The 24,582-nt window shown below is 65.6% G+C and carries 20 protein-coding genes; 8 read left to right on the top strand and 12 right to left on the bottom strand.

All coding sequences use genetic code 11. From position 1 onward, the window contains the following. The first annotated feature begins 120 nt into the window (after positions 1-120). The gene (gene dacB, locus C3F42_RS06810) at positions 121-1,584 is read left to right on the top strand and encodes a D-alanyl-D-alanine carboxypeptidase/D-alanyl-D-alanine-endopeptidase (protein WP_094010570.1); all 1,464 of its coding nucleotides are present in this window, start codon (positions 121-123) and stop codon (positions 1,582-1,584) included. A gap of 450 nt (positions 1,585-2,034) precedes the next feature. Here the strand turns inward: dacB and C3F42_RS06820 are convergent, their stop codons facing one another. The 5 genes from C3F42_RS06820 to C3F42_RS06840 all read right to left on the bottom strand — a co-directional run bounded on the left by C3F42_RS06820 (position 2,035) and on the right by C3F42_RS06840 (position 5,791). Then, a complete protein-coding gene (locus C3F42_RS06820) occupies positions 2,035-2,844 on the bottom strand; it encodes an OmpA family protein (RefSeq protein ID WP_046856439.1) in 810 nt (269 codons plus the stop codon). Then, positions 2,841-3,194: a DUF4398 domain-containing protein gene (locus C3F42_RS06825; protein WP_023631441.1), complete on the bottom strand. Its 354-nt coding sequence runs from the start codon at positions 3,192-3,194 to the stop codon at positions 2,841-2,843. Before C3F42_RS06825 ends, C3F42_RS06820 begins: the two co-directional genes overlap by 4 nt. Before the next feature lie 9 nt (positions 3,195-3,203). Continuing rightward, positions 3,204-4,025 carry an ABC transporter substrate-binding protein gene (locus C3F42_RS06830; protein WP_104444218.1) on the bottom strand — a complete coding sequence of 274 codons (822 nt, stop codon included), beginning with the start codon at positions 4,023-4,025 and terminating at the stop codon, positions 3,204-3,206. An 86-nt stretch (positions 4,026-4,111) separates the two neighbouring features. After that, complete coding sequence (locus C3F42_RS06835) at positions 4,112-5,041, bottom strand: electron transfer flavoprotein subunit alpha/FixB family protein (protein WP_038705728.1); 930 nt, start codon at positions 5,039-5,041, stop codon at positions 4,112-4,114. Continuing rightward, complete coding sequence (locus tag C3F42_RS06840; RefSeq protein ID WP_094010573.1) at positions 5,042-5,791, bottom strand: electron transfer flavoprotein subunit beta/FixA family protein; 750 nt, start codon at positions 5,789-5,791, stop codon at positions 5,042-5,044. 543 nt (positions 5,792-6,334) lie between these two features. On the opposite strand from C3F42_RS06840, the gene C3F42_RS06845 reads away from it, so the two are divergent. Then, a complete protein-coding gene (locus C3F42_RS06845) occupies positions 6,335-7,999 on the top strand; it encodes an electron transfer flavoprotein-ubiquinone oxidoreductase (protein ID WP_094010574.1) in 1,665 nt (554 codons plus the stop codon). A 155-nt stretch (positions 8,000-8,154) separates the two neighbouring features. Here C3F42_RS06845 and C3F42_RS06850 read toward each other — a convergent pair whose 3' ends face one another. The 3 genes from C3F42_RS06850 to C3F42_RS06860 all read right to left on the bottom strand — a co-directional run bounded on the left by C3F42_RS06850 (position 8,155) and on the right by C3F42_RS06860 (position 10,681). After that, positions 8,155-9,480: an MFS transporter gene (locus C3F42_RS06850; RefSeq protein WP_094010575.1), complete on the bottom strand. Its 1,326-nt coding sequence runs from the start codon at positions 9,478-9,480 to the stop codon at positions 8,155-8,157. Between the two features lie 69 nt (positions 9,481-9,549). Continuing rightward, positions 9,550-10,035: a histidine kinase gene (locus tag C3F42_RS06855; protein ID WP_094010576.1), complete on the bottom strand. Its 486-nt coding sequence runs from the start codon at positions 10,033-10,035 to the stop codon at positions 9,550-9,552. A gap of 169 nt (positions 10,036-10,204) precedes the next feature. Continuing rightward, complete coding sequence (locus C3F42_RS06860) at positions 10,205-10,681, bottom strand: sigma-70 family RNA polymerase sigma factor (protein WP_023631448.1); 477 nt, start codon at positions 10,679-10,681, stop codon at positions 10,205-10,207. A 212-nt stretch (positions 10,682-10,893) separates the two neighbouring features. Between C3F42_RS06860 and C3F42_RS06865 the strand changes: the two genes are divergently transcribed. The 3 genes from C3F42_RS06865 to C3F42_RS06875 are packed head-to-tail and all read left to right on the top strand — an operon-like array spanning position 10,894 to position 15,442. Beyond that, positions 10,894-12,072 (top strand): efflux RND transporter periplasmic adaptor subunit, encoded by a 1,179-nt coding sequence (locus C3F42_RS06865; RefSeq protein WP_094010577.1) that lies wholly within the window; start codon positions 10,894-10,896, stop codon positions 12,070-12,072. A 1-nt stretch (position 12,073) separates the two neighbouring features. After that, complete coding sequence (locus C3F42_RS06870) at positions 12,074-14,032, top strand: MacB family efflux pump subunit (RefSeq protein WP_038705726.1); 1,959 nt, start codon at positions 12,074-12,076, stop codon at positions 14,030-14,032. Positions 14,033-14,035: 3 nt separating this feature from the next. Further along, positions 14,036-15,442: an efflux transporter outer membrane subunit gene (locus C3F42_RS06875; RefSeq protein WP_094010578.1), complete on the top strand. Its 1,407-nt coding sequence runs from the start codon at positions 14,036-14,038 to the stop codon at positions 15,440-15,442. A 57-nt stretch (positions 15,443-15,499) separates the two neighbouring features. Here C3F42_RS06875 and C3F42_RS06880 read toward each other — a convergent pair whose 3' ends face one another. Next, entirely contained in the window at positions 15,500-17,122 is a 1,623-nt protein-coding gene (locus tag C3F42_RS06880; RefSeq protein WP_038705724.1) for a twin-arginine translocation signal domain-containing protein, read from the bottom strand. Between the two features lie 147 nt (positions 17,123-17,269). Here C3F42_RS06880 and C3F42_RS06885 point away from each other — a divergent pair, with 147 nt between their 5' ends. Continuing rightward, complete coding sequence (locus C3F42_RS06885; RefSeq protein WP_094010579.1) at positions 17,270-18,202, top strand: siderophore-interacting protein; 933 nt, start codon at positions 17,270-17,272, stop codon at positions 18,200-18,202. Between the two features lie 95 nt (positions 18,203-18,297). Here the strand turns inward: C3F42_RS06885 and C3F42_RS06890 are convergent, their stop codons facing one another. The 3 genes from C3F42_RS06890 to C3F42_RS06900 all read right to left on the bottom strand — a co-directional run bounded on the left by C3F42_RS06890 (position 18,298) and on the right by C3F42_RS06900 (position 21,833). After that, on the bottom strand, positions 18,298-19,698 hold the full coding sequence (locus C3F42_RS06890; RefSeq protein WP_094010580.1) for an aspartate aminotransferase family protein: 1,401 nt from the start codon (positions 19,696-19,698) through the stop codon (positions 18,298-18,300). 132 nt (positions 19,699-19,830) lie between these two features. After that, positions 19,831-21,153 carry an ATP-binding protein gene (locus C3F42_RS06895; protein WP_094010581.1) on the bottom strand — a complete coding sequence of 441 codons (1,323 nt, stop codon included), beginning with the start codon at positions 21,151-21,153 and terminating at the stop codon, positions 19,831-19,833. Further along, positions 21,150-21,833, bottom strand: a complete 684-nt coding sequence (locus C3F42_RS06900; RefSeq protein WP_038705721.1) for a response regulator transcription factor — start codon at positions 21,831-21,833, stop codon at positions 21,150-21,152. The genes C3F42_RS06895 and C3F42_RS06900 overlap by 4 nt, the downstream gene beginning before the upstream one ends. A 199-nt stretch (positions 21,834-22,032) precedes the next feature. On the opposite strand from C3F42_RS06900, the gene dsbD reads away from it, so the two are divergent. Together dsbD and C3F42_RS06910 are read left to right on the top strand one after the other, a co-directional pair. Beyond that, positions 22,033-23,751 carry a protein-disulfide reductase DsbD gene (gene dsbD / locus C3F42_RS06905; RefSeq protein WP_038705720.1) on the top strand — a complete coding sequence of 573 codons (1,719 nt, stop codon included), beginning with the start codon at positions 22,033-22,035 and terminating at the stop codon, positions 23,749-23,751. Then, positions 23,751-24,581, top strand: a complete 831-nt coding sequence (locus tag C3F42_RS06910; RefSeq protein WP_094010582.1) for a TlpA disulfide reductase family protein — start codon at positions 23,751-23,753, stop codon at positions 24,579-24,581. Before dsbD ends, C3F42_RS06910 begins: the two co-directional genes overlap by 1 nt. Position 24,582: the final 1 nt, after the last annotated feature.

The following is a 24,582-nucleotide window of genomic DNA, read 5'->3' on the forward strand; positions in this document are numbered from 1 at the left end:
CCGTCGAACGAGGCCCATACAGAGCACGCTTGGGGCATAATGCGCACTATATTCGTCCTGGGGCCATCATTTCATACAGCCCCATTGTCTTTTCCCCTCGCCTGCAGGGTTTGTCCATTTATGATCAAGACGCTCCGCCCACTGTTGTTCGCCGGCCTGTTGCTGCCCTTGTCGCTGTCAGTCCAGGCCGCCACCGTAAACACCAACCTGTCACCGAAGGTGCAACAGGCGCTCAAAACCAACAAGCTGCAGGACTCGGCCCTGTCGCTGGTCATGCTGCCGCTGGACGGACCAGGCGCGGCAACCGTTTTCAACGCCGACGTTTCGGTCAACCCGGCCTCGACCATGAAGCTGGTCACCACCTATGCCGCGCTAGAGCTGCTGGGCCCCACCTTTCAATGGAAAACCGAGTTCTACACCGACGGCACACTGAGCAACGGCGTGCTCAATGGCAACCTGTATCTCAAGGGCGGTGGCGACCCCAAGCTGAACATGGAAAAGCTCTGGTTGCTGATGCGCGACCTGCGCGCCAACGGTGTGCGTACCGTGACCGGCGACCTGATCCTGGATCGCAGCCACTTCGTGCAACCCAACCTGCCGCAGTTCAACGATGACGGCGGCGACGACAACAAACCGTTTCTGGTCAAGCCGGACTCGCTGCTGGTCAACCTGAAGGCTCTGCGTTTCGTGGCCCGTAACGACGGTGGCAAGGTCAACGTGTCGGTCGAACCACCGATCGCCAGCATCCGTATCGACAACCAGGTCAAGGCCGTGGCGGGCAAGCAGTGCAATGGTGAAGTGCGCTACAACCCGGTGGTGCAGCCCGATGGTGTCAGCGTCACGGTCAGTGGCCAGCTCGCCGATGGCTGCAACTCGCAGACCTACCTGGCGCTGCTGGATCACCCGACCTATGCCGCCGGTGCGGTGCGGGCCATCTGGAACGAGCTGGGCGGCAACATCCAGGGCCGCGACCGCATCGAGAACGTGCCCAAGAGCGCACGCCTGCTGGCTCGGGCCTTCTCGCCAGACCTCGTGGAAGTGATCCGCGACATCAACAAATACAGCAACAACACCATGGCCCAGCAGTTGTTCCTCAGCCTTGGCGCGCAGTTCCGCACCGACGCTGACGGCGACGACGCCCGCGCCGCTCAACGTGTGGTGCGTCAGTGGATGGCCAAGAAAGGCATCACCGCGCCGCACCTGGTGATGGAGAACGGCTCGGGCCTGTCCCGTGCCGAGCGGGTCAGCACCCGCGAGATGGCCGCGCTGCTGCAGGCGGCCTGGAAGAGCCCGTACGCGGCCGAGTTCATCAGTTCGATGCCGCTGGTGGGCATGGACGGCACCATGCGCAAGCGGCTCAAGCGCACCGCCATGACGGGCGAAGGGCATATCAAGACCGGGACCCTGAATACCGTGCGGGCAATTGCCGGGTTCAGCCGTGACAGTAACGGGCACACCTGGGCGGTGGCGGCCATTCTCAATGATCCCAAGCCTTGGGGGGCTTCGCAGGTGCTGGATCAGGTGTTGCTGGATCTTTATCGGCAGCCGAAGGTGGGGAATGGGACTGTTGGGGTGATGCCTTGATTTGAATGGGGTGGGCTTTCAGGCTTTCAGGGTGTGGGTTTTGAGGGCTGTAAACACATGCATTGGCGAGGGCGACGCACAGTCACCTTTTCGCCTTTACGGCGACCTTCTTTTGCGCGGGCAAAAGAAGGCAAAAACCGCTGGCTCCATTCATCCGGCCCCTACGCTTCGCTTCGGGGTCCCCTCACTCCGGGCTCGCTCCGGGAGGACGCGCCGACGGGCCATCCATGGCCTGATCGGCGCTTGACGGGCATCCATGCCCGTCACCTCCCTGCGCAAACCCTGCGTTCGGCCTCCTGAAGTCGCAATTGGCGGCGCCTGAACTATTGCGCGCTTAGAAGCAGAGCAAGAGCAAGACGAAAAAGCACAAATGCTTGTCTGGCAGCTGATCATTGATTGGCTGTCGCATCGGTGCGCCGATGCGACTTGCCGTGATCTCGTAGGCGGGGCTCAGCGTGCGGGGGCGAGCTTGCCCTTGTCGTCGGAGAAGACGATCTCCACTCGACGATTCTGCGCCCTGCCCCGCTCCGAGGCATTGGCTTCCACCGGGTACTGGTCACCATAGCCCTCGACCTGGATGCGCTTTTCATCCACGCCCAGGTCAACCAGCATGTCGGCGACCGACTGGGCACGATCACGGGACAGCTTCAGGTTCTCTTCCGCCGCGCCGGTGCTGTCGGTATAGCCCTCGATCCGCACCACTCGACGCGGATTGAGCTGAAGGAACTGCACCAGCTTGAGCACAGTGCGGCTGGCCGAGTTCTTGAGGTCGGCCTGGCCGGTGTCGAACAGCACGTCACCCAGGGTCATCACCAGGCCGCGGTCAGTCTGCTCGGACGCCAGCGCGACAATCTGCGCCTCGACGAACTTGCCTTGCTGCTGCACGCTCGCCAGCTTGGCCTCGCGCAGGGCCAGCTGCAGGCGCTGGCGCTCCAGGTCGAGCTTGGTCAGTCGCTCCTGATTCAGCGCCAGCTTGGCATGCTCACTGGCGATCTCGCTGTAACGTTGGCTGAGGTAGGCGTAATGGCGTACATCGCTGCCGGTGCCGACATAACCGGCCAGGCGCTCCGCGCGCCCCAGCGACTCGCCGGCCCGGATCACATCACGGGGCGCGCTGCGCAGCACGTCGGAATTGTCCTTGACCTTCTGGAACGCGGCGCTCGCGTCGTCCAGCGCCGACTCGCTGCGCTGGCTGGCGCAGCCCTGCAACCCCACCAGGGCCAGCAAGGCCAACGCGGCCATGGGCTTGAAGCGGCTCATGGCTGCACCTCCAGCTGCTTGCGCAGACGCTTGATACGCGATTGCAACACCTGCAACTGCTCCTCGCTTTTCTGGTTCAGCACCCGCGCCTCAGCCAGGCGGGCATCGAGCTCGGCCTGCTCGGCGCGCATGCGTGCGTCGCGATAGCTTTCACCGAGCATGTTGCTCTTGGCGCGGGCCAGTTTGTCTTCGGCCAACTTGAACTCCGGCACCTGCTCGGTGGCACCGACCGCCCTGGCCTGCTCGAGCGCCTGCTCAGACAAGCGCAGCTGTTCATTGGGTGCCGGATCATTGGCACAGCCGGCCAGGCCAAGCACGGCCAGGGCGAGCATCAAGGGTTGGATTCTCACACACGCTTCCTACTGTTTGGGGGCACCCTGCGACGCCTGCATCTGCGCCTTCCAACGCTCGACATTGCGCTGCAGCACAGCCTCGCTCGCCCCGGAGATCGGCAATTCTGTCAGTTTTTTCGCCAGTTGTCCGCGCAACCAGCTGTCGTTGCAGGCCGAGTTGTGCGACACCGTCAGGTACAACCCCGGCCGGTCCACCGGCAAGCCCCGGGCGATGAGGTCGTTACCCACGCCCAGGCTCTGGGCCATGGCCATGCCCGAGTAACGCCCGGCCAGCACATAGTCGACCTGGCCAAGCACCAGTTTCTGGAAAGCCTGCGTCAAGTTCTGCGCCGGTTCCAGCTTTAGCTGGGCCTTGGCGAACGCCTCGAAGGCCGGGGTCAGGCGGGCCTTCTCCGACAGGGCGCCCTGGTAGCGGGCGAGGTCGGCCGGGCCGTCAAATACCAGGGGCGCGTCATGACGGGTCCAGACCAGGTATTCATTGAGCTGCAAGGCCGGATGGATATAGTCCAGGCTGGTCAGCTGGATTACCTGCATCGGCGTGTCAAGCAACAGGTCCATGCGCCCGCTGCGCACTTCCTCCAGCGCCTGTTCGCGCTTGCCGGCGTGCAGCACCTCGACCTTCACCCCAAGCTCGGCGGCGACTTGGCGAAGCAGGTCGACGTTGGCGCCGATCAGGTGCTTGGGGTCCTGCGGATCCTGCCAGGAATACGGTGGCGCATCCGGGCTGCCGGTGGCCACCAGGCGCTCGCATTTACCCACCGCCAAGGCCTGAGTCGACAGCAACGCCAGCACACAGGCCAGCCCTCCCTTGCTCCAGCGAAACGCCATGCACCCTCTCCCGCCCCTGAAAAAAATCATGAAAAAACCCGGACCGCCAGGGGCGGTCCGGGTTCTTTATAAGTGAAGCAGTCGGATCAGACCAGCTTTTCCAGCTCTGGAACCGCTTCGAACAGGTCGGCGACCAGGCCGTAGTCGGCCACCTGGAAGATCGGTGCCTCTTCGTCCTTGTTGATCGCGACGATCACCTTGGAGTCCTTCATGCCGGCCAGGTGCTGGATCGCGCCGGAGATACCGACGGCGATGTACAGCTGTGGCGCAACGATCTTGCCGGTCTGGCCGACCTGCATGTCGTTCGGCACGAAGCCGGCGTCGACCGCGGCGCGCGAGGCGCCCACAGCGGCACCGAGCTTGTCGGCCAGGGCGTACAGGTGCTTGAAGTTGTCACCATTGCCCATGCCACGGCCGCCGGAGACGACGATCTTGGCAGCGGTCAGCTCTGGGCGGTCGGACTTGGCCAGCTCTTCGCCGACGAAGGCCGACTTGCCAGCGTCGTGGGCGGCGGCGACGGCTTCGACGGCAGCCGAACCACCTTCGGCGGCCACGGCGTCAAAGCCGGTGGTACGCACGGTGATGACCTTCACGGCAGCGCTCGACTGCACGGTGGCAATGGCGTTACCCGCGTAGATCGGGCGCTTGAAGGTATCGGCCGATTCCACCGAGATGATCTCGGAGATCTGGTCGACGTCCAGCAGCGCGGCGACGCGTGGCAGGATGTTCTTGCCGTTGGTGGTGGCCGGGGCCAACACATGGCTGTAACCCTTGGCCAGCTCGACTACCAGCGGCGCGACGTTTTCCGGCAGGGCATGGGCGTAGGCGGCGTTATCCGCGACCAGCACCTTGGCGACGCCTGCGATCTTGGCGGCGGACTCGGCGACGCCACCGACGTTCTGGCCTGCGACCAGTACGTGGATATCACCACCGATCTTGGCGGCGGCAGCGACAGTGTTCAGGGTGGCCGGAGCTACGGCACCGTTTTCGTGTTCAGCGACAACCAGGATAGTCATTTAGATTACCTTCGCTTCGTTCTTCAGCTTCTCGACCAGTTCGGCCACCGACTTGACCTTGATACCCGCGCTGCGGGCGGCAGGTGCTTCGACCTTGAGGGTCTTGTTGGTGGAGGCGAGGGAAACGCCCAGCGCGTCTGGAGTAACGGTCTCCAGCGGCTTCTTCTTGGCCTTCATGATGTTCGGCAGCGACGCGTAGCGCGGCTCGTTCAGACGCAGGTCGGTGGTGACGATGGCGGGCAGGTTCAGCGCAACGGTCTGCAGGCCGCCGTCGATTTCACGGGTGACATTGACCTTGTCGCCTGCAACCTCGACCTTGGAGGCGAAGGTGCCCTGGGCAAAGCCGGTCAGCGCCGCCAGCATCTGGCCGGTCTGATTGTTGTCGCTGTCGATCGCCTGCTTGCCGAGGATGACCAGCTGTGGCTGCTCTTTGTCGACAACGGCTTTCAAGGCCTTGGCCACAGCCAGGGAGTTAAGTTCGTCGGCAGTTTCGACCAGGATGGCGCGGTCAGCACCCAGGGCCAGGGCGGTACGCAGTTGCTCCTGGGCTGTGGCCGGGCCAACGGAAACGACGACGATCTCGCTCGCAACGCCCTTTTCTTTCAGGCGTACGGCTTCTTCCACAGCGATTTCGCAGAAGGGGTTCATGGACATCTTGACGTTTGCAAGGTCGACGCCGGAGTTGTCCGCCTTGACGCGAACCTTGACGTTGTAGTCGACCACTCGTTTGACAGCTACAAGAACCTTCATGGATTCCTCGTTACTCTCCGGTGAAAAGAATGTCGCCTGGGGGCTGCCCGGCGAATGCGCGTGGGTACAAGGGCACCTCTAAAAACGTGTCGACACCGGCAACGTTCAAGTGACCGATCAGTCCTGTTACGACCATTGCAGGGTAAAACCTGCGGGTCATTTCCTGTGGTGCCGTGTAGACTCCACTACAAAGACTGATTCGGCCCGTAAACCCTGCTCTACGCCCGGTCTTTAGGGGTGCACCTGCGCCCGACGGTCAGCCTACGGCGAACGCGAAAGCGCTCGTATCTTGACCGTAACACCCAATCCGGTCAATACGGCAAATTGGCCAGGCTCCAGCCGCCTACCTGTGATTTTACGGGCCTCCGACAAATTCAAACAAACGTTTGTATTGGACCCGCCAAGTGGTGTAGATATAATGCGCGGCCAAGACAAAACGGTGTAGTCCATCACCTGCGAAGCTACAGCACCTGAACGCCGCACGTGACCGTGAACACCCATAAAAGACAAGCAACGCGATGAGCCTTGAGTAGGAGAGAACCTGTGGAACGCGAATACATGGAATTCGACGTGGTCATCGTCGGCGCTGGCCCGGCGGGCCTGTCCGCCGCCTGCCGCCTGAAGCAGAAGGCCGCCGAAGCCGGTAGCGAGATCAGCGTCTGCGTGGTCGAGAAAGGCTCCGAAGTCGGCGCCCATATCCTCTCCGGCGCGGTGTTCGAACCACGTGCCCTGAACGAACTGTTCCCCGACTGGAAAGAACTGGGCGCGCCGCTGAACACCGAAGTCAAACGCGACGACATCTATGTACTCAAGGATGCCGGCAGCTCGACAAAAGTGCCTGACCTGTTCGTGCCCAAGACCATGCACAACCAGGGCAACTACATCATCTCGCTGGGCAACCTGTGCCGCTGGCTGGCCCAGCAGGCCGAGAACCTCGGCGTTGAGATCTACCCGGGCTTCGCCGCCCAGGAAGCGCTGTTCGACGAAAACGGCGTGGTCCGCGGCATCATTACCGGTGACCTCGGTGTCGACCGCGAAGGCAACCCGAAGGACGGCCTGTACACCCCGGGCATGGAGCTGCGCGCCAAGTACACCCTGTTCGCCGAAGGCTGCCGTGGCCACATCGGCAAACAACTGATCAAGCGCTTCGACCTGGACAACGAGTCCGACGTCCAGCACTACGGCATCGGCCTCAAGGAAATCTGGGAGATCGACCCGGCCAAGCACGAACAGGGCCTGGTGGTGCACACCGCCGGCTGGCCGCTGGACGTGATGGCCAAGGACAATACCGGTGGTTCTTTCCTCTATCACCTGGAGAACAACCAGGTGGTGGTCGGCCTGATCGTCGACCTTTCCTACGCCAACCCGTACCTGTCGCCGTTCGACGAATTCCAGCGCCTCAAGCACCACCCGGTGATCAGCCAGTACCTCGAAGGCGGCAAGCGCATCAGCTACGGCGCCCGCGCCATCTGCAAGGGCGGCTTCAACTCGCTGCCGAAGATGGTGTTCAACGGCGGCGCGCTGATCGGCTGCGACCTCGGCACCCTGAACTTCGCCAAGATCAAGGGCAGCCACACCGCGATGAAGTCCGGCATGCTCGCCGCCGAAGCGGTGGCCGACGCACTGATCGCCGGCAGCGAGGGCGGTGACCAGCTCAACAGCTACGTCAGCGCGTTCAAGGCCAGTTGGCTGCATGAAGAGCTGTTCGCCAGCCGCAACTTCGGCCCGGCCATGCACAAGTTCGGCCCGATCCTCGGCGCTGCGTTCAACTACGTCGACCAGAACTGGTTCGGCGGCAAGCTGCCGTTCACCCTGCACGACACCAAGCCGGATTACGCCTGCCTCAAGCTCGCGGCGGATTCGCAAAAGATCGACTATCCGAAACCCGACGGCAAGCTCAGCTTCGACAAGCTCAGCTCGGTATTCCTCTCCAGCACCAACCACGAAGAGGAACAACCCTGCCACCTGAAGCTGGCCGACCCGAGCATCCCGATCGCCAGCAACCTGCCGCTGTACGACGAACCGGCGCAGCGCTACTGCCCGGCGGGCGTTTATGAAGTGATCACCCAGGAAGACGGCAACAAGCGCTTCCAGATCAACGCGCAGAACTGCGTGCACTGCAAGACCTGCGACATCAAGGACCCGGCCCAGAACATCACCTGGGTCACCCCTGAAGGCGCCGGCGGGCCGACCTACCCGAACATGTAGGCCCTGTCCCGCATCAAAAAGCCCCCAAGCCGTTTGGCCCGGGGGCTTTTTCGTATCAGGCGGTACCGACTTCCTTAAAAAGCCCTTGGCGTCGGTCGAACAGTTTGACCAGCGCGGCGTTTAGTCTTGCGCTCTACAGCTCAGCACTCACTGGCTCAATTGTCACCACACATGAGCGGCACTGGCTCGGCATCGAATGTCAGTAGCTCGCGACGCCCAAAATAGAGCGCCGTCAGCAACCCGACCATGCCCATGAACAGGCAGAAACCGACACACACCCACGGGCTCCACGGCATCAGCGCGATCAGCGCCAGCGGTGTGGTGCTGGCCCACAGGGCATAGGCGATGTTGTAGGTGAAGGAGATACCCGACACGCGGATATCGGCCGGGAACAGCCCGACCATCACCGACGGCACCACCCCGACCACGCCACAACACAGACCGGCCAGGGCATAGGCCAGCCAAGTCATGCCCCACTCCCCCACCAGGCTGGCGTACAGCGCCCCGATCCCCAGCGGCAGCAGCAGGCTATAGATCATCAATGCCCGCCAAGCCCCCATACGGTCCACCAGCAGCCCAGCCAGCACACAGCCAATATTGAGGAAGACGATGCCCACGCTGCTCAGCGCGAACGTATGCCCGGCGCTCATGCCAAAGCGCTGTTGCATGACGGTCGGGGTGATCACCACCAGCACCACCACCGCCGAGGTCAACACGCAGGTCAGCAGCGCCGCCGGAATCAATGCCCGACGGTGACGGCTCAGCACGCTGCGCAGCGGAAATGACAGCGGCTGCTCACGCTGGTCGCGCAACGCCAGGAACACGGGCGTCTCACTCAACCAGCGGCGCAGCCAGACACCAATCACGCCGAACACCCCACCCAACAGGAAGGGATAGCGCCATGCATAGTCGAGAATTTCCTGGGGTGTGAACACTTGCGCCAGCAAGGTCGCAGTCAGGGCCCCGAGCAGGTAGCCGAAGGTCAGCCCCGCCTGGAGAAAGCCCAGCGCATAGCCACGACGCCCCGCTGGCGCATGCTCGGCAACGAAGGTCCAGGCACTGGGCACCTCGCCGCCCACCGCCGCCCCTTGCAGGATACGCAGCGCCAGCAGGATCAACGGCGCGGCGTAGCCGATGTCGGCGTAGGTCGGCATCACGCCGATCAGCAGGCACGGCAGTGCCATCATCAGGATGCTCAAGCTGAACACCCGCTTGCGGCCCAGGTGATCGGCGAAATGGGCCATCAGGATGCCACCCAGCGGCCTGGCCAGGTAACCGGTGACGAATATCCCGAAGCTCTGCAGCAGACGCAGCCATTCCGGCATCTCGGGCGGGAAAAACAGCTGGCTGAGGACCAGAGCAAAGAACACGAAAATGATGAAATCGTAGATTTCCAAAGCGCCACCCAACGCGGCCAGCCCCAGGGTCCGGTGGTCGCTACGGCTGAACCGTGGCGGGCGTGTGGTATCGAGCGCAGTCATGGCAGCTTCCGCAACGTGGCAAAAGGCCAAGAGAATAGCAAAAGCCTTGGGCCTGTGGCCGTCCGCGCTTCAGGAGTTGCGGCAGAACACCGTCTGCGCGAGGTTGGTGCGCCGCCGCGAGGCGTTCGAAACCCCTGCCAAACCCGGCGGCAGGGGCAACTGCCCAACCAGTACCGGCAAATCGATGATCGCCATGAAGGACTCCAGCGCCTCGCTGTCAGGCGCGTGTGGCAGGCTGATGCTGACCGCATGCCGGTCACTCGGCGGCACCGCCGGTACCTTCAGGTGAGGCGAGTGATACAGCAGCGCGTGCTGGATCTGCGAACTGACCCGGCAGAAGCGCGCCAGGTCGACCCCTGCATGGCTGGCCAACTCGATGTTGCCCACCAGAAGGTTGAAAGGCTCCAGGGCGCTGTGCACCAGGCGCTGCAGGTCTTCGAACGTCTCCACCGGAGCGATCCGGTAGTAACCCAGGCCGTTGAGCATCCTCTCCAGTTGCAGGCGCTGGCCGGGATGCTCGTCGGCAATGAGGATGCGCATGGATTTGTTAGGCATCGTCCGGACCTGGGCAGTTGGATGGTGACGGTGGCTCCATGACCATACTGCGCCGGCAACGGCAACGTCAGGCGGAGCGCCTGGACGGGGGTCTTTATTGATAGTTGTCGTGAACCCGGGAGAAATCAAGTCACCCGCTTACGGAATTTTCACATCCGCCTGCAGGCGCTCAGGACTCCCACTGGCGCATGCGCACGCGACAGTGCTTCATCGCGTTGACGATGTGCTTTTCCACCACGCTACGGGAAATATCCAGGCGCTCGGCGATCTGCTGGTGCGACAGGCCCTCAAGCTTGCGCAGCAGGAAACTGTCACGACAAGGCGCGCTCAGCTCGCCCAAGGCCTGCTGCATCAGCGCCAGGCGCTGGTCGAGCTGCATGCTGTGCGTCGGTGCCGGACTGTGCCAGCGCTCGTCGCTGTCGAGTACCTCGAGTGGCTCGGCCTGACGTACCAGGTGCCGCCGATGATGATCGACCACCAGGTTCATTGCCGTGCGGTAAAGAAACGCACGCGGATGTTCGATCCGTTCGCCTTCCGTGCGCTCCAGCACTCGGATGTAGGCGTCATGGGCGACATCTTCGGCCGCCTGGCGATTGCCAAGCCGGGCGGACAGAAAACTCACCAACTCGCGATAGTAGTGTTCCACGACGGCACCTGTCGTCTCCGCTCAAGCGCTGACAGGCAGCGGCAGCAGGGCTGGATGATATCAGCGTGCGATCTTACAAATTATAATTATTCGCAGCAACACGCAGCCCCCAGCCCCGAGTTAAATCGTCATCAGTCACATTCGTTTAACTGGGATCCCCGAGCGCGTGCCGTGTTGCAGCACTCGGCCATTACCTCCGGCTGGAAGCCCGCATGACACGCACACCCAATACCCGCCGCCGAGTACTGATCGGCGCCCTGGGCCTGGCCAGCCTTTGCAGCCTGGTGGCCTGGCAGGTCCTGCCGCTGGGCGGCGCACCGGTCAGCACCGTGCCGGTGCTGCGCGCCGACATCGAAAGCAGCGTCACCGCGCTAGGCACCCTGCAACCACGACGCTACGTCGACGTCGGCGCCCAAGCCTCGGGGCAGATTCGCAAGCTGCATGTGGAGGCCGGTGACGAGGTGCGCCAAGGCCAGTTACTGGTGGAGATCGACCCGTCCACGCAACAGGCCAAGCTCGATGCCGCACGGTACTCGATCGACAACCTCAAGGCCCAGCTGGCCGAACAGCGTGCGCAGTACCAGCTAGCCCAGCAGCAATACCAGCGCCAGCAAGGCTTGGCCGCCGCCGGCGCCACCCGCCAGGAAGACCTGCAGACGGCGCAGGCGCAACTGAAGGTGACCCAGGCCCGCATCGACATGTACCTGGCGCAGATCCGCCAGGCCCAGGCCAGCCTGCGCAGCGACGAGGCCGAGCTGGGCTACACGCGCATCTACGCCCCCATGAGCGGCACGGTGGTGGCGGTGGATGCCCGCGAAGGCCAGACCCTCAATGCCCAGCAGCAGACCCCGCTGATCCTGCGGATCGCCAAGCTCTCGCCGATGACCGTCTGGGCCCAGGTGTCCGAAGCCGACATCGGCAAGGTCAAACCGGGCATGACCGCCTATTTCAACACCCTGGCCGGCGGCAAGCGCCGCTGGACCAGCACCGTGCGCCAGATCCTGCCGGTACCGCCCAAGCCGCTGGACCAGACCAGCCAGGGCGGTGGCAGCCCGGCCAGCGCCACCGCCGGCACCACCGGCAGCAAGGTGGTGCAATACACTGTGCTGCTGGACGTGGACAATCCCGACGGCGCCCTGATGGCGGAGATGACCACCCAGGTGTTCTTCGTCGCCGGGCAAGCCAGCCAGGTGCTCAGCGTGCCCCTGGCCGCACTGGACGACACTCCCGGCGACGGCGTGCGCCTGGCCCAGGTGCTGAACAGCAAGGGTCAGGTCGAGGCGCGCCAGGTGCGCACCGGTTTGAGCGACCGCCTGCGGGTGCAGGTGCTCGAAGGCCTGAACGAAGGCGAGCGCCTGGTCATCGGCCTGCCTGCCGCCAGTGGGGGTTGAGATGGCCACGCCCCTGATCGAGCTGTGCGACATCCGCAAGGTCTACGGCGGTGTCGATTCGCCCAGGGTCGAGGTGTTGCGCGGCATCAGCCTGAGCATCCACCCCGGCGAGTTCGTCGCCATCGTCGGCGCCTCGGGCTCCGGCAAGTCGACCTTGATGAACATCCTCGGCTGCCTCGACCGCCCCACCTCGGGCAACTACCGTTTCGCCGGCCGGGACGTCGCCGAACTGGACAGCGACGAGCTGGCCTGGCTGCGTCGCGAAGCGTTCGGCTTCGTGTTCCAGGGCTATCACCTGATCCCTTCGGGCTCGGCCCAGGAGAACGTCGAGATGCCGGCCATCTATGCCGGCACCCCGCCCGCCGAGCGCCATGCCCGCGCCCGTGCCCTGCTCGAGCGCCTGGGTCTGGCCAGCCGCACCGGCAATCGCCCGCACCAGTTGTCTGGCGGGCAGCAGCAACGGGTGTCGATCGCCCGGGCGCTGATGAACGGCGGGCACATCATCCTCGCCGACGAACCCACTGGGGCCCTCGACAGCCACAGCGGCGCCGAGGTGATGACCCTGCTAGACGAGCTGGCCAGCCAGGGCCATGTGATCATCCTCATTACCCACGACCGTGAAGTTGCGGCCCGTGCCCAGCGGATCATCGAAGTGCGCGACGGCGAAGTGGTCAGCGACTCCCCCAGCCAGCCGTCGGCCGACATTCCTCGGCAGCTGCAGGCCGACGACCTGCGCCAGCGCCTGGACCGCGGCGCCACCCAGCGCGGCGCCTGGAAAGGCGAACTGGTCGAGTCCCTGCAGGCCGCCTGGCGAGTAATGTGGATCAACCGCTTCCGCACCGCGCTGACCCTGCTCGGCATCATCATCGGGGTCGCCTCGGTGGTAGTCATGCTCGCGGTCGGCGAAGGCAGCAAGCGCCAGGTCATGGCACAGATGGCCGCATTCGGCTCGAACATCCTCTATCTCAACGGCAAGCACTCCTCCGAGGAACTGATGGGCATCGTCACCCTCGACGATGTCGACGCCATCGGCGAACTGCCCCAGGTCAAACGGGTCATGCCGGTGATCGGCGACAAGCTCATGGTGCGCCACGGCAACAAGGGCGAGCAGTTCTACGTTGGCGGCAACAACACCTGGTTCCCCGAGATCTTCAACTGGCCCGTGGTCGAGGGCAGCTTCTACAGCGAGGCCGACGAAGCCAACGGCGCCGCCGTGGCCGTGATCGGGCAGAAGGTGCGTGACAAGATGTTCGGCCCGGGCAGCAATCCGCTCGGGCAGTACCTGCTGATCGGCAACGTGCCGTTCCAGGTGATCGGCGTGCTCCAGGGCAAAGGCGCCAGCTCCGGCAGCGAGGACAGCGACGAACGCGTGGTGGTGCCCTACTCCGCCGCCTCCATCCGCCTGTTCGGCAGCCGCGACCCGGAATACGTCACCATCGCCGCCCAGGACTCCAGCCGGGTGAAGGAGACCGAGCAGGCGATCGAGCGCCTGATGCTGCAGCGCCACCAGGGCAAGAATGACTTCGTCCTGACCAACGACGCCGCACTGATCCAGGCCGAGGCCCGCACGCAGAACAGCCTGTCGCTGATGCTCGGCGCGATTGCCGCGATCTCCCTGCTGGTGGGTGGCATCGGCGTGATGAACATCATGCTCATGACCGTGCGCGAACGCACCCGCGAGATCGGCATCCGCATGGCCACCGGCGCGCGCCAGCGCGACATCCTGCGCCAGTTCCTCACCGAGGCGGTGATGCTGTCGATGGTCGGCGGCGTGACCGGCATCGTCCTGGCCCTGGCCATCGGCGCCAGCCTGTTGCTGGCCGACATCGCCGTGGCCTTCGCCCTGCCCGCCATCCTCGGCGCCTTTGCCTGCGCCGTGATCACCGGCGTGGTGTTCGGTTTCATGCCGGCCCGCAAGGCCGCCCGCCTCGACCCGGTCAAGGCCCTTACCAGCGAATAACCCATGACGATCCCCTGCCGTATCAGCTTGCTGGCCCTGAGCCTTGGCCTGGCCGCCTGCAGCACCCCACCGCCGCCTGCGGCGAACATCGACGCCCCAGCGGCCTGGCAAGGGCCGACCAGCCCCAACCAGGCGCTGCCGGACAACCAGTGGTGGCGCGCCTTTGCCAGCCTGGAACTGGACCGGCTGGTCGAGCGCGCGCGCTCGAACAGCCACGACCTGGCGGCGGCCGCGGCGCGGGTGCGCAAGGCCCAGGCCATCGCAGTGATCGCCGGCGCGCCATTACTGCCAGAAGTACAGCTCGGCCTGGATGGCAGCCGACAGCGCCTGTTGCGCGGTGAAGGCAACAGGCAGCTCGACGCCAGCAGCAGCGAGCGCACCAGCACCTCGTTCGGCACCCGCCTGAGCGCCAGCTACGAGATCGATTTCTGGGGCGGCCTGCGCGCCACCCGCGACAGCGCGCTGCGCGGCCTGGATGCCAGCCGTTTCGATCGCCAGACCGTCGAGCTGACCCTGGTCAGCGCCGTGGCCGACAGCTACCTGCAAAGCCTGGCACTCGACGAGCAACTGCGCATCGCCCAGCTCAACCTGGACAATGCCCGCGACGTGCTGGGCCTGGTCGAAGCCCGCGAACGTTCAGGCTCGGCCACCCGCCTGGAACTGGCCCAGCAGCGCAGCCTGGTGGCGGCCCAGGAACGCCAGCTGCCGCTGCTCGAACAGCGTCGCCAGGACAACCGCATCGTCCTCGCCACCCTGCTGGGCGACCCGGTTCAGGCCCTGCCCGACAATCGCGAAATGATCAGCAACTTACAATGGCCCAGCATCGGCAGCGGCGTGCCCAGCGAACTGCTCGGCCGGCGGCCGGACATCGCCGCCGCCGAGGCGCGCCTGGCGGCGGCCAGCGCCAACATCCAGGTAGCACGGGCGGCCATGCTGCCTCGCCTGATACTCGGCGCGAACCTGGGCAGCGGTGCACGCACCCTGCCCAATGTCCTCGACAGCCCCTACTACACCCTGACGGCCGGCCTCGCCGCGCCGATCTTCAACAACGGCCGACTCAGTGCCGCGCGGGACCAGGCCAGCGCCGAACAGGAGGAATTGCTGGAGCTGTACCGCGGCAGCATCCTGGCAGGTTTCGCGGATGTGGAGAAAGCCTTGAACGCCGTCGCCGGTGTCGAACGCCAGCGCCGCTGGCAGGACCAGGAGGTGGAGCAGGCACGCGTCGCCTTCGAACTGGCCCAGCAACGTTACGCCGCCGGCGCCGAGACCCTGCTGACGGTGCTCGAAACCCAGCGCACGCTGTACCTGGCCCAGGACCAGCAGGCACAGCTGCGCCTTGAGCAGCTGCAGGGCAGCGTGGCGCTGTACAAGGCATTGGGTGGGGGCTGGCAGACGCCGGTCAAGCTGTAGGTTACGCGAGTCCCTGCAAGCGTGGGTTTGCCCCCGCTTGCAGGGACATGGGGTGCATCAGGGCACGATGTTCTTCAGTGACAGGTGGCGCGCGTACCAAGGGCGTTGCGGCACCTTGCGCAGCAGGCCATCGAGCTTTTCCTCGTTACCGAACGTAATACGCAGGGCCAGCTTCATGGTCTCCACATCCATCTCCACCGACTTACCCAGGCGCATGCCTGGCTGGGTGCTGCAGCCATGGGTGTCCGGGCCCAGCCACGGGTCGCCGGCTTCGACCCAGCGACCTGGGGCGAACCAGGGCACGCCATTGACCTCCAGCCGCCGTACCTGGCCGGGGTGGTAGCGTTCATGGGCACGGAACCAGTCGTCGATGCGGTCGTCGATCCAGCCATGGAAACCCCAGAACACCGGATTGACATGGGACGAGAACGGGTCGCCGAGAAAGTCGTTTTCGGGCTCGAACCAGCGCGCGGCAAAGTCGGCCTGGTCACGGGCGAAAGGCACCGGCGCGCCATTGTTCGGATCACGCGGCACCGACGCCCAGCACATGTGCAGCCAGTCGTGCAGGTTCATCTCCAGTTCCGAACCGAAGGCGCCCAGGGTCAGCTTCGACAGGTACAACGGGTCCTGGTACTGCGACTCCCACACCTGGAAGTTGCTGCAATAGGTTTCGCCGGCCTTGATCGCCCCGACCCACTGACCATAGGCCTCGTCACCCGGCGCCTGCCAGGTCGGCGGCACACAGTAGCCGTCATGGTTGTCGAAATAGCGGGCAAAGCCTGCGCGATCGAACTCGACGCTCGGCTGCGGCAGCGGGAAGCGCTGCCAGGAGGGCAAGTCTTGCAAGGTGCGTGCATACATCAGCATGTGCCGGTGCATGAACAGGAAATCGATACCCGAGCCATTGCGGTGCTTGCGCGGGCCCCGGGCATCGCGCTCATGGTCTCTGGGCCCCGGCTGCCAGCCCAGGCCACGCAGAGCGTCCTGCTTGTTCCGCGGCAGCTTGTGCCACTGGTCACGGGTGGCATGCCAGAGCTGATGGAACAAGCGGTGTTCGGCACCGACCACCCAGGCCAGCATCTCGGGGGTATACGGCAGGCGCTCACGGGCCTCGGGGAACAACCGCTTGACCGCGACGAAGCGGCTGTCGGGCACAGGCAGGGTCAGCGGCCGATCCAGACGCTGCACGCGCCCGCTCAGCGTGCCGCTGCCGGCATTGGCGAACTCGGCCCAGACTTCGTCAAGGCTGGCCACGCACTCGTAGCCCGGCCCACCGTGCTGATTGACCAGGCGCCAGCGCACCTGGGCGCTGCTGGCGCCGACCAGGTCGCCCAGCACGCGGTAGGTCGGCTCGCCAGCCCCACGCAAACGCTCGCCGGTATCGACGAAACCGCGCAGGCCGCGCCCCTTGGTGGCGACGTCGAGGAACATCTCGACACCTTGCTGGGGTAGCCCATCCAGGCCGCGCTCGGCACCCTCGAAGCGGATATCCCAGACGCCGCGCAGTTGGTCCGCCAGCACCTGGCCTGCGTAGTCGGCCAGCTCGACACTGGCCTCGCCTGGCGTGACGATGTCGTCCTCGGGGTCGTGGGTCAGTTGCTTGTGCGCGTAATAGGCCGCCGTGCCTGTGGCGCCCGCCACAGCCAGGCCGGCGATGAATCCTCGTCGGGAAATTGTCATTGCGCCTCAATCCGTCTTCGCGTGCCGCGACTGCTATCCAAGCTAGAACGTAGGTGGGCCAGGGAAATTTAGGCGCGGTACACACCGGCTAATTAACCGCGCATTGCGCTCGTCTGATGGGTATCTCCCGCTGACAGAGGCATGCCCATGACCTCCCCGCTTGCCCGCCTGGCACCTGCTGCCCAGGCAACGCCCTACCGGCTCTTCGACCTCGACCTCAAGGCCATCGAACCCCTGAGCCCCTCACTGACGCGCTTCGTCTTCACCGGCGAGGACGTCGCGCTGATGACCACCCTGGCCCCCGACCAGCGTGTGAAGTTGCTGTTTCCGACCCCTGCCGGCGCGCCATCCAACCTGCCCAAGCACGCGCAATGGCAGCAGGCGCGGCGCGAACTGCCGGCGCAAGACATGCCGCCCATGCGCACCTACACCATCCGCGCCCTGCGCCGCGAGGCGCTGGAGGTGGATGTGGACTTTGTCCTGCACGGCGTCAATGGCCCGGCATCGGCCTGGGCCACCCACGCCCGCGTCGGCGACCGCCTGCAGATGGTCGCCCCCAACCTGGCATATGCCGACGACCCCGGCGGCTATGAATGGAAACCGCCACGCAGCGCCCGGCGCATTCTGCTGATCGGCGACGAAACCGCCCTGCCGGCGATTGCCGGCATCCTCGAACAGCTGGTCACGACCGCGCCGGAGCTGGCAGTCGAAGCCTTCATCGAAGTCCCGTTGGAAGCCGACTGTCTCGACCTGCGCCAGAGCCCGGCCACCCGCCTGCACTGGCTGCCACGCGACCTGCTGCGCAGCGAGCACGGCCAAGGCATGCAGCACGCCGTGCGCGAGCTGGCCAGCCTGCCGGCGCTGCGTGGCGCGTCGACGGTCGAGCTGGAAGACGTGGATATCGACGAAAGCATCCTGTGGGAACAGGCCTGCGGCGAACACGGCGACTTCCATGCCTGGATCGCCGGGGAGTCGGGGACTGTCATGGATATCCGCCGCTACCTGATCAAGGAGCGCGGACTGCCGCGAGAAAGCCTGACGCTGATGGGCTACTGGCGCGCCGGGCGCGTGTTCGACTGAGCATGAGCAGGGGCGCCTTGCGCCCCATCGCAGGCTTGCCGGCGATGGGGCCCTGACCAGCAATAGACCAAGGGGCCGAACACAGCCCCCGAATATCAACCGGCCTTGACCGCCGCCGCTACGGCTTCGGCAAATCTGGCGGCCACTTCATCGATCTGCTCGGCACTGATGATCAACGGCGGCAGGAAGCGCACCACAGCACCATGGCGGCCGCCCAGCTCGAGGATCAGGCCGCGGCGCAGGCACTCGCGCTGCAGCTTCGGCGCCAGGCTGCGGCATGCCGGCGGATGCCCCTGCGCGTCGCGCTTGCCCGCCGGGTCCACCAGCTCCACGCCCAGCATCAAGCCACGGCCACGAATGTCGCCCAGCTGCGGATAGTCCTGCTGCAACCGTTGCAGATGCCCACGCAAGCGTTGGCCCATGGCCTCGGCATGCTCGCACAGGCGATGCTCTACCAGGTACTTCATCACCGCAGAGCCCGCCGCCATGGCCATCTGATTACCACGGAAAGTGCCGGCATGGGCGCCCGGCGACCACTGGTCAAGCCAGTCGCGATAGACCATCACCGCCAGTGGCAGGCTGCCGCCGATGGCCTTGGACAGGGTAACCACGTCAGGCACGATGCCGGCGTGCTCGAAGGCGAACATCTTGCCGGTGCGGGCGAAGCCGCTCTGGATCTCGTCGACGATCAGCGCCACCCCGGCCTGCTCGGTGATCCGACGCAGCCCGCGCAACCACTCGATATCGGCAGGGATCACACCGCCCTCGCCCTGCACCACCTCGACGATCACTGCAGCCGGCAGCGCCACCCCGGCTTCGGGGTCGTTCAGCAGGTTCTCCAGGTAGTGCAGGTTGGCGCGCACGCCCGCCTCGCCACCCAGGCCGAACGGGCAACGGTAGTCATAGGGGTAAGGCAGGAACTGCACGCCATTGTTCAGCAGCGCGCCAAGGGGCTTTTTCGGCCCAAGGCTGCCCATCAGGCTCAGGGCGCCCTGGGTCATGCCATGGTAGGCGCCCTGGAATGCCAGCACGGTGCTGCGCCCGGTCACGGTACGCACCAGCTTGAGCGCGGCCTCCACCGCATCGGTGCCGGTCGGGCCGCAGAACTGGATCTTGGCTTCACCGCGCAGGCCCTCGGGCAACAGGCCGAACAGGTCCTGGACGAACTGGTCCTTGACCGGCGTGGTCAGGTCCAGGGTATGCAGTGGCAGCTCGTCGGCCAGCACGCGCTGGATGGCATCGATCACCACCGGATGGTTGTGGCCCAGGGCCAGCGTGCCGGCACCGGCCAGGCAGTCGATGAACTGGCGGCCCTCGACGTCCTCGACGTACAGGCCACGGGCGCGCTTGAGCGCCAGCGGAATGCGCCGCGGATAGCTACGGGCGTTGGACTCCTGCTGTTGCTGGCGCAGCAGCAGCGGTGAGTCCTCGAATTCATACAGCGGGCGCGGCGCGGTGGCCGGCAGCACCTGGGCAAGGCTGGAAGCGGTCGACATCGGAAAATCCCTCGCAAGCAAGCGAATGTGCCCGCCACGCGCCCTGTAACCGGATGTGTGTCGGGTTCTTATCGCTTGAAAAACGCTTCAGCGAGGTGCGGATTTAGCGGTTGCCGTCGGATTTGTTGCGGATCAACCCCCTGAGCGTGCCGGCACCTGCAGGCGCACCCGCAAGCCATCGGCCTGGCTGTCGAAACGCAGGCTGCCGGCACAGCGCTGGACGATGGCCTGGACGATCGCCAGCCCCAGGCCGCAGCCGCCGCTCTGGCCGTTGCGCCAGAAACGCTCGGTCAAGTGTTCGAGATCGCCCTGCGCGATGCCCGGGCCATGGTCGCGGACGAGGAAGTCCACCTGGCCGTCCTGCGCCTGCACATCCAGCTCCACGGCGGCATCGCCGCCATGGCGCAAGGCGTTGTCCAACAGGTTGCGCAGTGCCGCCACCGCCAGCGGCGCCGGCATGCTCAGGTAGACCTTGGCCGCCTCCTCGGGCAGATGCAGGTGAATGCGCCGGTTGTCGCCGCCACCGGCATCCTCGATGGCCTGTTGGGCAACCTGGGCGGCACTGCACTGCACGCCGTCATCGAACGACAGGCTGCCCTCGACCCGCGCCAGCATCAGCAATTGCTCCAGCGTGCGGTGCATGCGGTCGGTACCCTGCTCGGCGTGTTCCAGGGCCTGTTCGCGCACCGCGCCGTCAGTCATGCGCGCCACCTGCAGGTGGGTCTTGATCGCGGTCAACGGGCTGCGCAGTTCGTGGGCGGCGTCGTCGGTCAGGCGGCGTTCACGCTCGAGGGTCTGGGCGATGCGCAGGAACAGCTGGTTCTGGGTGTCGAGCAACGGTTGCAGCTCGCTGGGCAAGCCGGCCACCTGCAGGGGTTCGACACTGTCTGCGCGGCGCCTGCGCAAGGCATCGCGCATCCGATTGAGCGGTTCCAGGCCTTTGCCAAGGCCGATCCACAACAACCCCAGGCTACCCAGCAGAGCCATCAGCACCGGTGCCGAGGCCGCCAGCAGGATCGACTGGTTCAGCGCCTCGCGCTCCTGGTGACGGTCGGCGGTGGTGATGCGCACATCGCCATGGTTATAGGTGAAGGTACGCCATGAGGCGCCATCGATGGTCTGGTCACGGAACCCGCTGCGCTCGTCGTCCATGGCGCCATCGTGCTTGTGATTGCTGGCGAGGATTTCGCCGCGCAACGAGCTGACCTGGCAAGCCATGCCATCCGGCACGCTGAACTGGTCGGCGGAGAAATGCGCATCCTGGCCCTTGGCGGTCAGCGGCTGCGGCAACTGGTCGATCAGCCCCGCGACCATGCGTGCCGAGGCCACCAGCCGCTGGTCGAGGGAGAACATCATCTGTTGGCGCAGGTCACGCAGCATCCACGCTGCCGCCAGCACCCAGATGACGATGAACACGCTGCCAAGGATCAGCGACAGGCGTACCCGCAGGCTCATGTTGCGGCCTCCTCCGGCGCCTGGGCCGGGCCCAGGCGGTAACCCAGGCCGCGCACGGTCTCGACGATGCTGTTGCCCAGCTTGCGCCGCAGGTGGTGGATATGCACGTTCAGCGCATTGCTCTCGACTTCGTCGCCGAAACCATAGACGCAGTCCTTGAGCTGCTCGCTGGAGAGCACGCGCCCCGGGTTCTGCAGCAACGCCTGGAGCAGCGCCTGTTCGCGCCGCGACAGGTCCAGTGGCCGCCCAGCCAGGCTCGCCTCGCAACTGCTGGGGTCGTAGCGCAGCGGACCATGCTCAATCACGTTCACCGCCCGCCCGGCCACCCGGCGCAGCAGGGTGTGCAAGCGGGCGGCCAGTTCGCGCAGGTCGAAGGGTTTGAGCAGGTAATCGTCGGCGCCGGCCTGCAGGCCATCGACCCGGTCGGTGACCGCGTCACGAGCGGTGAGCACCAGCACCGGCAGGATCTCGCCCTGCTGGCGCAGGCGGCGCAGCAGCTTAAGGCCGTCTTCGTCGGGCAGGCCCAGGTCGAGGATCATCACGTCGAACTTGGCGGTCTGCAGCATCTGCCGGGCCTGCGAGGCGCTGGCCACCCGGTCCACGGTCAGGCCTTGGGCCGAGAGGCCGGCGCAGATGCCGCTGGCAATCAGGTCGTCGTCCTCGCAGAGCAGAACGTGCATGGGGAGCTCCTGGGTGGGGAAGATGGCATTGCACAGGTTCATCATTAAGGGGGGATTATGAACCGGTTTGGCGACGTTCGTCGGGCTGATAGCATCGAGCGCTGTAACTCTCCCACCAATGGTCCTAGGACCAGCTTAACCTTCAGTTAATACCCCAAGGCCAGCATGGCCTCCTTCAAAGTTCTGCCAAGGCGTCGACATGCGTGTTCTCCTGCTTTTCCTGACATTCCTGCTCGCCGGCCCTCTACAGGCCAACCCGTTCGCGGTCAAACCGGACTTCCTGCCGGTGAACGAAGCCTTCGTGCTGACCCACGACCGCCTGGAAAACGGCCAGATGCGCCTGCATTTCCAGATCAAGGACGGCTACTACCTTTACCAGAAACGCCTGAAGTTCGACGGCCTGCCCCCCGAGCAGCACCCGCCCCTGCCCCAGGCCGAGAACCACCACGACGAGTTCTTCGGCGACAGCGCGGTCTACCGCACCGAACTCGAGCTGCTGCTGCCGGCCAACGCCAGCGGTGAACTGCGCCTGGGCTGGCAAGGCTGCGCGGACGCAGGGCTATGCTATCCGCCACAGACCACCCCGATCGCCCTTGGCGGGGCGGCTGCGGCAACGCCGGCTGCCGACCAGGCCAGCGACCAAGCCCTGGCCGGCACCCTGCAACACGACAGCCTGGCCTGGAGCCTGCTGGCCTTCTTCGGCCTGGGCCTGCTGCTGGCCTTCACCCCCTGCTCGCTGCCGATGCTGCCGATCCTCGCCGGGCTGGTCCTGGGCAATGGCGCCAGCGCTCGCCGTGGCTGGTGGCTGGCCGGCGTCTATGTGTTGAGCATGGCCCTGGTGTACGCCGCACTCGGCGTGATTGCCGCGCTGCTGGGCGCCAGCCTGCAGGCCTGGCTGCAACAACCCTGGCTGCTGGGTAGCCTGGCCGGGCTGTTCGTGCTGCTCGCCCTGCCGATGTTCGGTGCCTTCGAACTGCAACTGCCCGCCGCCCTGCGTGACCGCCTGGACCGCGCCGGCCAAGGCACCCGTGGCGGCAACCTGTACGGCGCGGCGTTACTGGGCGCCCTGTCGGGCTTGCTGCTGGGCCCCTGCATGACCGCGCCACTAGCCGGCGCGCTGCTGTTCATTGCCCAGAGCGGCGACGTGCTGCAAGGGGCACTGGTGCTGTTCGCCCTCGGCCTGGGCATGGGTGTCCCGCTGTTGCTGCTGGTCACCCTGGGCAATCGCTACCTGCCACGCCCGGGCGCCTGGATGAACCTGGTCAAGGGCTTGTTCGGCTTCGTGTTCCTGGCCATGGCCCTGTACACCGTGCGCGGCCTGCTGCCGGAAACGCTGGTACTGGCCCTGGCTGGCGCCTGGTTGATCGCCCTGGGCTGGGCCGCCTGGCCTGCCCTGCAGCGTTTGCCCGCCTTGCGTGCGATCCCCCTGCTGGGCGCGCTGTGGGGTGGCCTGCTGCTGGTGGGCGCCGCAGCCGGTGGCAACGATGTGTGGCAGCCTTTGCAGCCTTTTGCCGGCAAGAGCACGGCCACGGCCCCCGCCAGCGGCCACGACGCCTTTGTCACCGTCAGCGCACCGGCCGAGCTGCAACGTGAACTCGATGCCGCCAAAGCCCGTGGCCAATGGGTGCTGGTGGACTATTACGCCGACTGGTGCGTGTCATGCAAAGTCATGGAGAAGCAGGTGTTCGCCCGTGCCGATGTCCAGGCCAGCCTTGACGATGTGCACCTGCTGCGCCTGGATGTGACCGCCGACTCCCCAGCCAGCCGCGAGCTGCTGCAACGCTACCAGGTCCCGGGCCCGCCCAGCCTGATCTGGGTCGGCCCGGAGGGCGAGGAACGTCGCGCCCGCCGCATCACCGGTGAAATCGACGCCGCCGGGTTCCTCCAGCACTGGGCCCAGACCAGGAGCCAAGGCTGATGCTCACCATCACCCTCGGGCCGCTGACCATGGCCCTCAACCACCTGCTGCTGCTTGCCGCACTGGGCATCGCCAGCCTGGTCGGCTGGCGGGTCGCAAGGCGCGGCGGCGAAAACCCCGAGTCGGCGCTGTTCAACCTGTTCCTGCTGGGCTTGCTGTTCGCCCGCCTGGGTTTTGTCCTCGCCTACTGGCCGATGTACCGTGACGACCCGCTGCAGATCATCGATATCCGCGACGGCGGCTTCCTGCTCTGGGGCGGGCTGCTGGGCATCGTCCTCGGCACCTTGTGGCAAGGCTGGCGCCGCCCGGGCCTGCGCCGCCCGCTGGGCTGGGCGCTGTTCAGCGGCGCCCTGTTCTGGGGGTTGGCCAGCCTGGCCAGCCACCTCTACAGCAAAGGCACCGAGCTGCCCGACATGAGCCTGCGCGACAGCCGCGGCCAGGCGGTGGCCCTGCACGACTACCGCGGCCGCCCGCTGGTGATCAACATCTGGGCCACCTGGTGCCCACCCTGCCGCCGCGAGATGCCGGTGCTGCAACAGGCCGAGGACGACTATCCCCACGTGACCTTCCTGTTCGTCAACCAGGGGGAGACCCCCGAGAACGTTAGCACCTTCATGGCCACCACCGGCCTGACCCTCTCCAACGTGCTGTTCGACGGCACCGGCGAGCTGGCCCGCAAGGTCGGCTCCATGGCCCTGCCCACCACCCTGTTCTACAACGCCGAAGGGCGGCTGGTCGGCAGCCACCTGGGCGAACTGTCGCGCGCCAGCTTGCGCCACGCCCTGGAACCCTTCGAACGCGCCAACGCGCCCGCCCCACAAGGAAACTGAC

The sequence above is a fragment of the Pseudomonas sp. PONIH3 genome, from assembly GCF_002934345.1.
Classification (GTDB): Bacteria; Pseudomonadota; Gammaproteobacteria; order Pseudomonadales; family Pseudomonadaceae; genus Aquipseudomonas; species Aquipseudomonas soli.

Coding starts and splice junctions, on each gene's coding strand:
- C3F42_RS06850 (WP_094010575.1), bottom strand. CDS start 9,480: ATGACTGCGCTCGATACCACACGCCCGCCACGGTTCAGCCGTAGCGAC.
- C3F42_RS06900 (WP_038705721.1), bottom strand. CDS start 21,833: ATGCACGTTCTGCTCTGCGAGGACGACGACCTGATTGCCAGCGGCATC.
- C3F42_RS06830 (WP_104444218.1), bottom strand. CDS start 4,025: ATGGCGTTTCGCTGGAGCAAGGGAGGGCTGGCCTGTGTGCTGGCGTTG.
- C3F42_RS06840 (WP_094010573.1), bottom strand. CDS start 5,791: ATGAAGGTTCTTGTAGCTGTCAAACGAGTGGTCGACTACAACGTCAAG.
- dacB (WP_094010570.1), top strand. CDS start 121: ATGATCAAGACGCTCCGCCCACTGTTGTTCGCCGGCCTGTTGCTGCCC.
- C3F42_RS06820 (WP_046856439.1), bottom strand. CDS start 2,844: ATGAGCCGCTTCAAGCCCATGGCCGCGTTGGCCTTGCTGGCCCTGGTG.
- C3F42_RS06880 (WP_038705724.1), bottom strand. CDS start 17,122: ATGACAATTTCCCGACGAGGATTCATCGCCGGCCTGGCTGTGGCGGGC.
- dsbD (WP_038705720.1), top strand. CDS start 22,033: ATGCGTGTTCTCCTGCTTTTCCTGACATTCCTGCTCGCCGGCCCTCTA.
- C3F42_RS06870 (WP_038705726.1), top strand. CDS start 12,074: ATGGCCACGCCCCTGATCGAGCTGTGCGACATCCGCAAGGTCTACGGC.
- C3F42_RS06875 (WP_094010578.1), top strand. CDS start 14,036: ATGACGATCCCCTGCCGTATCAGCTTGCTGGCCCTGAGCCTTGGCCTG.
- C3F42_RS06895 (WP_094010581.1), bottom strand. CDS start 21,153: ATGAGCCTGCGGGTACGCCTGTCGCTGATCCTTGGCAGCGTGTTCATC.
- C3F42_RS06855 (WP_094010576.1), bottom strand. CDS start 10,035: ATGCCTAACAAATCCATGCGCATCCTCATTGCCGACGAGCATCCCGGC.
- C3F42_RS06910 (WP_094010582.1), top strand. CDS start 23,751: ATGCTCACCATCACCCTCGGGCCGCTGACCATGGCCCTCAACCACCTG.
- C3F42_RS06890 (WP_094010580.1), bottom strand. CDS start 19,698: ATGTCGACCGCTTCCAGCCTTGCCCAGGTGCTGCCGGCCACCGCGCCG.
- C3F42_RS06885 (WP_094010579.1), top strand. CDS start 17,270: ATGACCTCCCCGCTTGCCCGCCTGGCACCTGCTGCCCAGGCAACGCCC.
- C3F42_RS06865 (WP_094010577.1), top strand. CDS start 10,894: ATGACACGCACACCCAATACCCGCCGCCGAGTACTGATCGGCGCCCTG.
- C3F42_RS06835 (WP_038705728.1), bottom strand. CDS start 5,041: ATGACTATCCTGGTTGTCGCTGAACACGAAAACGGTGCCGTAGCTCCG.